Source organism: Escherichia sp. B1147, assembly GCF_001660175.1.
Taxonomy (GTDB): domain Bacteria; phylum Pseudomonadota; class Gammaproteobacteria; order Enterobacterales; family Enterobacteriaceae; genus Escherichia; species Escherichia whittamii.
In genome coordinates this window covers 195399-207397 of sequence record NZ_LFHY01000003.1, presented here as the reverse complement: position 1 = coordinate 207397, position 11999 = coordinate 195399, and the positions used below count along the sequence as shown (strand labels likewise).

The window sequence follows — 11999 nt, the reverse complement described above, 5'->3', positions numbered from 1 at the left end:
TCCGGCGTAGTATTTCCTGGCTATTTCAAATATCATCTAAAAAAATCAAATTTTATCGGAATAGCTCATGACTGAAGCACAAAGACATCAAATCCTCCTGGAAATGCTCGCACAATTGGGCTTTGTGACCGTGGAGAAAGTCGTTGAGCGCCTGGGAATTTCACCTGCTACCGCGCGACGCGATATCAATAAACTCGACGAAAGCGGCAAACTGAAAAAAGTGCGTAATGGCGCAGAAGCTATTACCCAACAGCGCCCACGCTGGACGCCGATGAATCTGCACCAGGCGCAAAATCACGATGAAAAAGTACGTATCGCCAAAGCGGCTTCACAGCTGGTCAACCCGGGCGAGAGCGTGGTCATCAACTGCGGCTCAACCGCGTTTCTGCTCGGGCGGGAAATGTGTGGCAAACCGGTGCAAATCATCACTAATTATCTGCCGTTGGCAAATTACCTGATCGATCAGGAACATGACAGCGTGATCATCATGGGTGGGCAGTACAACAAAAGCCAGTCCATCACCTTAAGCCCACAGGGCAGTGAAAATAGTCTTTATGCCGGACACTGGATGTTTACCAGCGGTAAAGGGCTGACGGCGGAAGGTTTGTATAAAACCGATATGCTGACGGCGATGGCAGAGCAGAAGATGCTGAGTGTGGTGGGGAAACTGGTAGTGCTGGTCGATAGCAGTAAGATTGGTGAACGCGCGGGTATGCTCTTTAGCCGCGCGGATCAAATCGATATGCTGATCACCGGCAAAAATGCTAACCCGGAGATTCTGCAACAGCTGGAAGCACAAGGGGTCAGCATTCTGCGTGTTTAAAGATGCTGGCGGAAAAACGCCACTGCGGCATCTAACGCCTCGGGCGTAATGCGGTGGCGCACACCTGGCTGCCATGAACAGGTTAATTGTTTATCCAGTCCCGCCTGTATTAATGCCTGCTGTAAACGAAGAGATTCATCGGCAGGCACTACGTCATCATCAAGGCCATGCCACAGCAATAAAGGTCTGTCTCCCAGGTCGTCCAGGTGGTTTGTCGCTTCCCACTCAGCCAGTGGCGCGATAATGTTATTAAATTCGTTTTGCTGTGCTGCGGTTTCAGGTATTAGCGGTGGAAACAGTGAACAGGCAAGCGATGTGAAATAGCCCGATCCCATCATGCTGGCGGTACATTTCACCGTTGAGTGGAGAGCGGTAATCCCCAGCGCCGTCATCGCGCCCATCGACGCGCCACCAACCGCCAGACGGTCATCAAGCAGCCAGTTTTCTTCAGCTATTGCCGCACGTAAAGTAGTGAATTCCTGCATACTTTGTAGCAAGATTTGCCAGAATTGATTTAACCGCCGCGCTGCGTCGCCACTAAAACGACTACCGTGTTCGGGCGCATCCGGCATGATCACCCGCAAACCAGCCTGCGCCAGCGCGACGGCAAAATAGCTATAAACCAGGCTGGATGAAGTAAAGCCGTGATAAAAAATCACGCACGGTAACGGGATATCTTTTTGCCCTACGGGGTAAGCGTGAAGAACGGGAATATCTGCCAGCACGCACGATTCTATTTCAATCATTTGTCACTCCTTTTTGTCTGGTATGACATGAAGAAATCCTTAGCACAAGTTTCTGCTGGCGGTATTAGTTCATAATGTTGAGATATGGATTACGCTTTCGTCACGTTTTCATTCGAAAATCGCGTACCAGGTAACAATTCGGGAACATTCCCCTCAAGTTAAATTAATAAGGCACTACACTATGGTTAGCAGGAAACGTAATAGCGTTATTTACCGGTTTGCCAGTTTATTATTGGTGCTGATGTTAAGCGCCTGTAGCGCACTGCAAGGTACGCCACAGCCAGCACCGCCAGTAACGGACCATCCGCAAGAGATTCGCCGCGACCAGACCCAAGGGTTACAGCGAATAGGTAGCGTAAGCACGATGGTACGGGGTTCTCCGGATGACGCATTAGCAGAAATCAGAGCGAAAGCTGTCGCTGCAAAAGCTGATTATTACGTTGTCGTAATGGTGGATGAAACCATCGTGACAGGACAGTGGTATTCACAAGCCATTTTATACTCTAAATAATTCGAGTTGCAGGAAGGCGACAAGCGAGTGAATCCCCAGGAGCTTACATAAGTAAGTGACTGGGGTGAGTGAACGCAGGCGCAGCACATGCAACTTGAAGTATGACGAGTATATACCGTAAATAAATCAGACAACTTATACAGCCAGCTTTACATTGCTTTGCGTCCCTATGCGTTTACCTGTGCACAATAAATTACCGGCGGGAAGCTCGGGCGTTTATTACCGCGATGGAATGCCCTGCCACATGTGGGGAAACGAAAAATGGAGCTGACGATGAAACAATTACTTGCCTCACCCTCGCTGCAATTAGTGACTTGTCCTGCGAGCGCCACGGCACAGTCTGCAGAATTCGCCAGTGCTGACTGCGTGACGGGCCTGAATGAAATAGGTCAGATCTCGGTTAGCAATATTTCAGGGGATCCGCAGGACGTGGAACGTATCGTGGCGTTAAAGGCCGATGAACAAGGGGCGTCATGGTATCGCATTATTACCATGTATGAAGACCAGCAGCCCGATAACTGGCGCGTACAGGCGATACTATATGCGTGAGTGGCATCAACAGCGAATGAACAATGCCGGATGCGGCGCGAGCGCCTTGTCCGGCCTACAATTTTCATATATTTCATTTGGTTAATCGAAACCAGCGTCGCATCAGCCGTATACGCTTACAAACACACACCGCCCGTCGCCCGCAGCAATAAATCATTCTGGATCTGCTCTGACAACCGCACGCTGCCGCGCGTATCTAACATCACCTGACACCACGCCTGCGCCATTGGCGGAGAAGCATATTTCAACATTTGCGCGCCGCAGCCCAGCAAAAATAATTGATGTGTTATCTCCCGTCCCAATTCTTCAGCTGGTTTGCGCAGTTGCTGTTGTAAGCGACGAACCGCACGGTCAAAATAACGATCTTGCCCTTTCACTTCTACAAACGCTTCTGTCAGCAAATCGTATACACCAGCCTGCTTATTGAGAACGCGCAGCACATCGAGGCACATAATATTGCCAGAACCTTCCCAGATGCTGTTTACCGGCATCTCCCGGTAAAGACGCGGTAGCTCGCTCTCCTCACAGTAGCCAATGCCGCCCAGCACCTCCATCGCTTCGGCCACAAACGGCATGCCACTTTTGCAAATCACAAACTTCGCCGTTGGGGTAAATAAGCGCGCCCACAGAGCTTCTTTGGCATCGGCGCGTCGATCCCACGCCCGCGCCAGACGAAACAGCAACGCTGTTTGCCCTTCAAGCTGAAGCGCCATGCGGCTTAAGACATGGCGCATAAGAGGCTGTTGGATCAACGGATTACCAAATACATGGCGTTGATGAGCGTGATAAATCGCCAGCGAGAACGCACGACGCATCATGGCGTGGCTGCCCAGAGCACAATCAAAACGCGTCATCCCGCCCATTTTCAGGATCAGGCGAATCCCTTCCCCTTCCTGACCCAACAACCAGCCAATGGCATCCTGAAACTCCACTTCGCAACTGGCATTGGAACGATTACCCAGCTTATCTTTCAGACGCTCCAGGCGAATCGCGTTGCGTTGCCCGTCGGGCAAAAATCGCGGCACAAAAAAGCAGGACAAACCGCCCGCGGTCTGCGCCAGTACCAGATGCGCGTCGCTTTGTGGCACCGAGAAAAACCATTTATGCCCCACCAGCCGATAAGACCCATCGTCCAGACGTTCGGCGCGAGTGGTGTTGCTCATCACGTCGGAACCGCCCTGCTTTTCCGTCATTCCCATGCCAATCAACAAGCCGCGTTTTTGCCCGCCTGGCAATAAGTGGGAATCGTAGCGATCGCTCAACAGCGGCGTGGTCCAGTCCTGAAACGGCGCTGGCAACATCTGTAACAGCAATGGCGTAGCGGCAAAGGTCATGGTTATCGGGCATAACGATCCGGCCTCAACCTGCGCGTGCAGCATAAAACGCGCCGCCCGCGCCACAAATGCGCCAGAACGAGCATCTTCTTCCCAGGCCAGGTTGTGCACCCGATTGGTACATAACGCCTGCATCAGCAGGTGCCATGCAGGATGAAAACGGACATCGTCCAGACGACGCCCCTGCGCATCGTAGCGCAATAATTCAGGCGGGTTTACATTCGCCAGCCGCCCCAGTTCAAGGGATTCAGCCGTTCCGAGTTGCTGACCAATACTGGCGAGAAAATCGCTATCCCAGCCAGCGCCTTCGCGCGTTACCGCTTCGCAGAGCGCGCCATCAGACAGGTATAAATTGCTGTTATTTAAGGGTATAGGTTGATTAAAAACAGTGTGAGTTTGCCAGTGCACAGTGTCTCCCTCCATCAATGGCAGTCACCATTAGTATGGTCACTGCCACGGATTCCCGACAGAAAGAGATTGCTAAAACATTCTTAACCCGCAATGTAGTGCGGAACAAAACGCGAAGTGTCCTTAGTGATCAGCGTGTTATCTTCGCGGATACCCATACCGCACGCTTCATCATCGACAATCCAGCTACCAATCAGCGTGTAACTATCGCCAAATCGCGGTAGCGGTTGAAACGCCTGGTAGATCATCGGTTCATCGGCGTAATCGCCATCTGCATGGTCAACGACGTTATTCTTGCCGTCAAAAATGGTGACGTTACCACCTTCACGCGAATAGATCGGTTTACGTACGTAGCTTTCGCCAGCGGCAATCTGCGGTGTCTCGCCATCGAACCAGGACGCCAGAAGATTAGGATGACCAGGAAAGAAGCGCCAAAGCAGCGGCATTAACCCTTTGTTGCTCAAAATACTTTTCCATAACGGTTCCACCCACTGTTCACGACGCTTGCGCAGCAGAGGACCGTTATCATCACGCATCATCCACTCCAGCGGATAAAGCTTAAATGCACGCTGGATGACGTTATCATCAAGATCGGTCAGCACGCCGCCGACGCCCAAACCGAGATCTTCAATGTAGATAAACCGAGACTCCTGCCCTGCCTGGTGGGCGCAGTCCTGCAAATACAGCACGGTAGTCCTGTCTTCGTCGGTATCCTGACAGCAGCAGAAATAAAACGGCTCCCGACTATAAAGCTCGCTAAAGCGCGAAATCAGGCATTCCTGAATGGCATTGTACTGATCGGCATCACGTGGAATAATGCCGTTTCGCCGGGCATCTTCCAGCCACAACCACTGGAAATAAGCCGACTCATACAATGAAGTTGGCGTATCGGCGTTGTACTCCAGCAACTTAACCGGCGCATTACCACACCAGGCAAAATCCATACGGCCATACAGCGAAGGATCGCGCGCGCGCCAGCTTTCAGCGATCACATCCCAGTACAGCGGTGGGATCGCCAGTTGCGTCAGGATCTGCTCATCTTTAACCGCGCGATCCACCACATCGAGGCACATCTGGTGCAGTTCCGCAGTGGGCTTTTCGATCAGCTCTTCAATCTGGCGCAGGGTAAATCGGTAGGCCCTACTCTCATCCCAATAGATTTCATTATCGATGATATGAAAGTCGAAACCGTTATTGGCGGCGATCTGGTCCAGATCCCGCCGTACAGGAACATCGTGTCTCAGCATGATTAGCCTCCCCAATGCCCGCGGGCACTGGACGAGCGACCATAGCCGCCGCGAGAAACAGTCGAGGCTTTTTTGGTGGTAAAACCACCAGTAGAGTAAGACTCTTTTTTACCAGAGCCGGAGCGCCAGGAGTAATCACCGGAAGTATTGCGCCAGACGGGTCGCGAAGCAAATGAGGATCCGCCGCTGTTATAGACGAACTGCTCATCGCGATCTTTACGAATAACCCGGCTTAACAAAAATCCAGAAACGACCGGGATCCAACTCTGTTCGATATTGTCGTAATAGCAATTTTGATACTTAGACTGACAATTTTGCTGAGTCATATTCTTCGGTACATCGGCATAAAATGCCGCTTTGGCGTTGTTCCAGCCACGCGCGCAAATGTCTGCATTATTACCGTCATCAATACAATCCTGCACTGTCGAATAAAACGTTCCGTCACCGTCGTTATCGACATCGCTACTTTCACTCCATCCTTTGATCACTAAAAAAACTGCGCCGCCCATAATCGCCAGCGTGAGATATTTTTGTGCGTAGCGATTGCGACGTGGCTCAAAAGGATTATTGGGTCTACCAATGCGACTGATCGCTCCGTGACCAATTTTACTGTTATTTCTTGATTTGCGTTTTCTGGCCATGATCGTCCATTACCATGTCATACAAGCTGCGTTAAAAATACCGCCAGCCAGCGCGGCGGTTCCCATAAACATTCCTGCCGCAGTGTTGTGATTAATAATTTTATCGCTTAATGCCGGCATATAAAGTCTGACGCCAGCAAAAACGAGTAACTGAATCACCAGAGCGATACCCCCCCAGGCGAAATAATCCGGGATGCTCACCGCGTTAATTGCCGCACTGGATAACGGGATCACGTAGCCCAACAATGTACCGCTGAACGCCAGCGACGCCGCAGTGTTATTATTCTTGATCAACTGCCATTCATTATGCGGAGTAATTTTGGAATAGATAAAAAGAAAAACAATTACCATCGCCACGCCGATAAAAAAATAGGCGCTAAAAGCAAGGAGTGAATCCAGTATATGCATTATAAACGTCCCTGTAATTAACCAATAATATGAAGTGATGTCAGTGGGATATCGACACCCAGAGCGCGCGAAAATAGCCACTCCGGCTCGCCGAGATCGTTAAAAGATTCCTCACCATTTAAAAGCAAATATTCGTAAGTATCTTCGGTCACTTGCCGTTGGTAGCCCATGGTAAAATTATGCACTTCCCATTTGGCATGGTTTTGATTTTCTACTTTTTCCAGCATGTAGACGGGTTCAATATTTCCCGATTCTTCGCTGTTAAAAAATCTCTGCCAGCATTTTTCCTGCCAGTTTAAGGTCACCGCCCCCATCGCTTTGGCGTTGATCGCCTCGCGCCAGTAACTCTCTTTGCTGATGCCGTAGCTCTCTTCGTAGACAAAGAGCTTGATATCATCAATGTCATCAATATCTTCGCCGCCAGTAGTATTGATTTGCAGAAATTCATCGCCCGAAGTGTAGTAGCGGAAAATCTGGCTACCACAGCCCAGATCGATGTGGCTGACGGCGGCCACTGTGTATTCTTCCCCCGGCAACGCAATCAGCAATTCATCTTCCAGTAAACGAAACGCTAATGTGTCGAGCGTAAAGCCACTATTGAGATGGAGTCCCAGCGGACCGCGAGTAATAGCAGGCTTATCATCCTTGCCAAACAGGCGCTGGAAAAAACCAGACATATTTTATCCTTAAAATAGTTGCCAGTCTTTTAGTAAGGCTGGCAAAAAAATTACTCGCCCTGTTGGCGTTGCAGTCTTGCCAGCACATCCTGGGCGCTGCTTTTATTGGTGCCGCCAATTCCGGCTTCCGCCAGCTTTTCGTCAAGGTCGCGACCGTCTGCGACTTTTTCCAGCTGTGCGGCGGCATCCAGTCGAGCCTGACGTTCAGCCTGACGCGTTTGCAGGCGTTTTAATGACTCTGCCGCTGTCGAAACGCTGGAAGAGGCGCCAACGGTCGAGGTCGTTACGGCCTGCTGCGCACGCTGCATGGCTTCAGTCGCTTTAACGACTTCCATTTGTTGCTCAAATTGGGCAATACGCTGTGCCGTCGCCGCAACGGCTTTTTCCACGCCATCACGGGAGACTTCCAGATTCGACAATACTTGTTCTTCAGCGGTAATGAGATTCTCAAGGCGGGCGATTTCTTCAGCGACCTCGTTAATCAACGACGGATTAACGTTCTTATTTAACGCTTCCAGCGCACGGGCTTCCAGACCAGCTTTACGTTCGCGTAAATCTTTCAGTTTGTCGTTGCTTAATTTCACTCGCGCCAGCAGATCGACGCGCGATTTTCCCGCTTTATCCAGTTCAGCTTTAGCGTCGCGAATATGTTGCTCCAGCATCCGTACACCCTGGGTTTCTTCAATGGATTCTTCTGCCTGAGAGATAAAAGATTTACCCAGCGTAAATAAACTTTTTAAAATCCCCATAAATACTTTTCCTTGTAATTAGTGTGAATATTCTTCAGTAATTTCAGCCAGATCCAATGCGTTATCCACCAGCGTGGTTATCTCCAGCAGGATGTCTTCAAGGGAAGATTTAAGCGATAACGCCCCGAAAACGATGTAATACTCTTCCTGTTGCACACTGGAGATCCCCACCGATGACAGCGGCATAATCTTCTGATTTCTTAATAAAAAGGTATTAAATTCATCCGGATTGCTGATACAACTTACCGGGCAAATAAAAGTTTCGATAATCATCTGGCGGGAAGTAAAAAGAATATTGATCTGCAAATCGCCATAATCATTCATTTTAATAATTAATGCGTTTTCGCTATTCGTTATATCAATATTTTGTTCAGGTACAGTTTGCAGCGCCGTCGCCAGCGCCAACGGATTCCATGTCATATATTATTCCATATAGATTAAAGCTAATTATTAATAAAATGAATATTTGTAGAGCGTAATTATCTTACCAGCTATAGATAAAAAAAAACCATCCAAATCTGGATGGTTTTTCTTAAATCAGAGGGATTAGCTGCGCTGACGCACCGCTTCAAATAAGCAAATTCCGGTCGCAACCGAAACGTTCAGCGAAGAAACGCTTCCGGCCATCGGGATGCTGATCAACTCATCGCAATGTTCACGGGTCAGGCGACGCATACCTTCACCTTCTGCGCCCATTACCAGCGCCAGGCGTCCGGTCATTTTGCTCTGATAGAGCGTATGATCCGCTTCACCTGCCGTACCGACGATCCAGATATTCTCTTCCTGCAACATCCGCATGGTGCGCGCCAGGTTAGTCACCCGAATCAGCGGAACACTTTCTGCCGCGCCGCAGGCCACTTTTTTCGCCGTGGCGTTGAGCTGTGCGGAGCGATCTTTCGGCACAATTACCGCATGAACGCCAGCGGCATCCGCGCTACGCAGGCACGCACCGAGATTATGCGGATCGGTTACACCGTCGAGGATCAGCAGGAACGGTTGATCGAGCGAAGCGATCAGATCCGGCAGATCGTTTTCCTGATACTGCCGTCCAGGCTTCACGCGGGCGATAATGCCCTGATGCACGGCACCGTCGCTTTTCTCGTCGAGATATTGCCGATTTGCCAACTGGATAACCACGCCCTGAGACTCAAGGGCGTGAATCAGCGGTAACAGACGTTTATCTTCACGGCCTTTTAAAATAAAGACTTCCTGAAAACGTTCAGGGGCGCGCTCCAGCAGGGCCTGCACTGCGTGGATGCCGTAAATCATTTCGCTCATTAATGTACTCGTTGTTTACGTTTTGCCTGATGCGCTACGCTTATCAGGCCTACATGATCCCTGCAATATATTGAATTTGCGTGATTATGTAGGCCGGATAAGGCGTTCACGCCGCATCCGGCATGAACAAAGCGCATTTTGTCAGCAATCTGACCCTCTTCTGTTTGAAGAGGGTATTGATCACTCTGCCACTTTTTTCTTCGCCGCACGCTTCGCTTTGGTCGCAGCGGCTATTTTTTGTGTTTTAGCCGATGGCTTTTTCGCTTTTTTCGCGTCTTTCTTCACCGCTTTCGGCTTCGCTTTTTTCTCACCACGGAAGGCGCTATCTGGCTCAAAGTTTACCTTTTTGCCTACCTGACGACGCTTACCGCCTTTTTTGCCGGCATCGCCTTTTTTCGCTTTCTCGCGCGCGGTTTTACCAACGTTACGTGGTGCGCGTTCACTGGAGATCAGACTAAAGTCGATTTTGCGCTCGTCCATATTAACCGCTTCGACGCGAACTTCCACGCGGTCGCCCAGGCGGTAAGTCTGACCACTGGATTCGCCCATCAGACGTTGACCCACCTGGTCAAAGCGATAGTAGTCGTTGTCCAACGAAGAGACGTGGACCAGACCATCAATGAACAGGTCATCCAGGCGGACAAAGAAGCCGAAGCCAGTAACGCTGGCAATCACGCCTTTAAAGACGTTACCTACCTGGTCGAGCATGAAGTCACACTTCAGCCAGTCAGCCACATCGCGCGTTGCTTCATCGGCACGACGTTCTGCCATCGAACAGTGCTGGCCCAGTTGCAGCATCTCTTCCATCGAATAATGGTAGCCACCGGTTTCAGTGGTGTTGCCCTGATGCCCCTGCTCTTTCGCCAGCAGATACTTAATGGCGCGGTGCAGCGTAAGGTCAGGATAACGACGAATCGGCGAGGTAAAGTGCGCATAGGACTGCAATGCCAGACCGAAGTGACCGCGGTTTTCCGGATCGTAAATCGCCTGTTTCATCGAGCGCAGCAGCATAGTTTGCAGCATCTCTGCGTCAGGACGGTCGGCAACAGACTCCAGCAGTTCCGCGTAGTCACGCGGTTCCGGCTTATTACCCCCCGGCAGTTCCAGCCCCAGCTCCGCCAGCACTGAACGGAAAGAGGTAATCGCTTCGGTGCTCGGCTTGTCGTGAATACGGAACAGTGCCGGTTCTTTAGCTTTCTCAACGAAACGCGCCGCCGAGATATTCGCCAGAATCATGCACTCTTCAATTAACTTGTGTGCGTCGTTACGCTGAGTCTGTTCGATACGCTCAATACGGCGTTCAGCGTTGAAAATAAACTTCGCTTCTTCGCTCTCAAACGAGATCCCACCGCGTTCTTCACGGGCTTTATCCAGCACTTTATAGAGGTTATGCAGCTCTTCGAGATGCTTAACCAGCGGCGCGTACTGCTCGCGCAGATCCTGATCGCCCTGCAGAATATGCCAGACTTTGGTGTAGGTCAGACGCGCGTGAGAGCTCATCACCGCTTCGTAGAATTTGTAGCCAGTCAGGCGACCTTTCGACGAAATCGTCATCTCGCACACCATACACAGGCGATCTACCTGCGGGTTGAGCGAGCACAGGCCGTTAGAGAGCACTTCCGGCAGCATCGGGATAACCTGTGACGGGAAGTAGACCGAAGTACCACGGTTACGCGCTTCGCTGTCCAGCGGTGTTGGCGGACGCACATAGTAACTGACGTCGGCAATTGCGACCCACAAACGCCAACCGCCGCCGCGTTTTTTCTCGCAGTAAACCGCATCGTCAAAGTCACGGGCGTCTTCGCCATCAATGGTGACCAGCGGTAAATCGCGCAGATCAACACGGCCAGCTTTTGCTTCTTCCGGCACTTCTTCTTTCAGCCCGGCAACCTGTTGCTCAACAGCCTGCGGCCAGATGTACGGAATTTCATGGGTGCGCAGAGCGATATCGACCGCCATGCCAGTACCCATGTTATCGCCAAGCACTTCGACGATTTTACCCACCGCTTTGGTACGGCGAGTCGGGCGTTGAGTCAGTTCGACAACGACCACAAAGCCCATCCGCGCGCCCATGATCTGATCGGGCGGGATTAAAATATCGAAGCTCAGACGGCTATCATCAGGAACCACAAAGCCGACGCCCGCTTCGGTAAAATAGCGGCCAACAATCTGGCTGTTTTTTGGCACCAGTACGCGGACTATTCGCGCTTCACGGCGGCCTTTACGGTCAGCACCCAGCGGTTGCGCCAGCACCTGATCGCCATGAATGCAGGTTTTCATCTGCTCGCTGGAGAGATACAAATCATCTTTACGTCCTTCAACCCGTAGAAAGCCGTAGCCATCACGGTGGCCAATAACGGTACCTTTCACCAGGTCGAGGCGTTCCGGCAGCGCATAGCACTGACGGCGGGTGAAGACCAGTTGACCGTCGCGCTCCATCGCGCGCAGGCGGCGACGCAGGCCTTCAAGCTGCTCTTCGCCTTCAATGTGCAGTTCTACTGCCAGCTCATCACGGCTGGCCGGTTTTTCACGCTTGGTTAAATGTTCGAGGATAAATTCCCGACTAGGGATGGGATTCGCGTATTTTTCAGCTTCGCGTTCCTGGAAAGGATCTTGTGACATCTCGGT

At 51.0% G+C, this 11999-nt stretch carries 13 protein-coding genes; 3 read left to right on the top strand and 10 right to left on the bottom strand.

The features are described from left to right. Positions 1–67 precede the first annotated feature (67 nt). Complete coding sequence (gene ulaR, locus A9180_RS02240; RefSeq protein ID WP_000133631.1) at positions 68–823, top strand: HTH-type transcriptional regulator UlaR; 756 nt, start codon at positions 68–70, stop codon at positions 821–823. Here ulaR and yjfP read toward each other — a convergent pair. After that, on the bottom strand, positions 820–1569 hold the full coding sequence (gene yjfP / locus A9180_RS02235; protein WP_064525809.1) for an esterase: 750 nt from the start codon (positions 1567–1569) through the stop codon (positions 820–822). The genes ulaR and yjfP overlap by 4 nt on opposite strands. Positions 1570–1750: 181 nt before the next feature. On the opposite strand from yjfP, the gene bsmA reads away from it, so the two are divergent. After that, the gene (gene bsmA / locus A9180_RS02230) at positions 1751–2080 is read left to right on the top strand and encodes a biofilm peroxide resistance protein BsmA (protein ID WP_064525807.1); all 330 of its coding nucleotides are present in this window, start codon (positions 1751–1753) and stop codon (positions 2078–2080) included. Positions 2081–2353: 273 nt separating this feature from the next. Next, positions 2354–2629 carry a DUF1471 family protease activator YjfN gene (yjfN, locus tag A9180_RS02225; RefSeq protein WP_001517630.1) on the top strand — a complete coding sequence of 92 codons (276 nt, stop codon included), beginning with the start codon at positions 2354–2356 and terminating at the stop codon, positions 2627–2629. A gap of 116 nt (positions 2630–2745) precedes the next feature. Here yjfN and A9180_RS02220 read toward each other — a convergent pair whose 3' ends face one another. The 9 genes from A9180_RS02220 to rnr form a co-directional block, all read right to left on the bottom strand. Next, on the bottom strand, positions 2746–4371 hold the full coding sequence (locus tag A9180_RS02220) for an isovaleryl-CoA dehydrogenase (RefSeq protein ID WP_064525806.1): 1626 nt from the start codon (positions 4369–4371) through the stop codon (positions 2746–2748). An 83-nt stretch (positions 4372–4454) separates the two neighbouring features. Beyond that, complete coding sequence (locus A9180_RS02215) at positions 4455–5618, bottom strand: glutathionylspermidine synthase family protein (protein ID WP_064525804.1); 1164 nt, start codon at positions 5616–5618, stop codon at positions 4455–4457. Positions 5619–5620: 2 nt separating this feature from the next. Continuing rightward, positions 5621–6259 (bottom strand): DUF1190 domain-containing protein, encoded by a 639-nt coding sequence (locus tag A9180_RS02210; RefSeq protein ID WP_064525802.1) that lies wholly within the window; start codon positions 6257–6259, stop codon positions 5621–5623. 9 nt (positions 6260–6268) lie between these two features. Beyond that, positions 6269–6667, bottom strand: a complete 399-nt coding sequence (locus tag A9180_RS02205; RefSeq protein WP_064525800.1) for a DUF350 domain-containing protein — start codon at positions 6665–6667, stop codon at positions 6269–6271. Between the two features lie 17 nt (positions 6668–6684). After that, positions 6685–7344 carry a YjfK family protein gene (locus A9180_RS02200; protein ID WP_064525798.1) on the bottom strand — a complete coding sequence of 220 codons (660 nt, stop codon included), beginning with the start codon at positions 7342–7344 and terminating at the stop codon, positions 6685–6687. A 50-nt stretch (positions 7345–7394) separates the two neighbouring features. Beyond that, entirely contained in the window at positions 7395–8093 is a 699-nt protein-coding gene (locus A9180_RS02195; RefSeq protein WP_064525796.1) for a PspA/IM30 family protein, read from the bottom strand. Positions 8094–8111: 18 nt separating this feature from the next. Next, a complete protein-coding gene (locus A9180_RS02190) occupies positions 8112–8513 on the bottom strand; it encodes a YjfI family protein (RefSeq protein ID WP_064525794.1) in 402 nt (133 codons plus the stop codon). Positions 8514–8639: 126 nt separating this feature from the next. Continuing rightward, positions 8640–9371 (bottom strand): 23S rRNA (guanosine(2251)-2'-O)-methyltransferase RlmB, encoded by a 732-nt coding sequence (rlmB, locus tag A9180_RS02185; protein ID WP_001293282.1) that lies wholly within the window; start codon positions 9369–9371, stop codon positions 8640–8642. Between the two features lie 180 nt (positions 9372–9551). Then, the gene (gene rnr, locus A9180_RS02180) at positions 9552–11993 is read right to left on the bottom strand and encodes a ribonuclease R (RefSeq protein ID WP_064525793.1); all 2442 of its coding nucleotides are present in this window, start codon (positions 11991–11993) and stop codon (positions 9552–9554) included. Between the last annotated feature and the right edge of the window lie 6 nt (positions 11994–11999).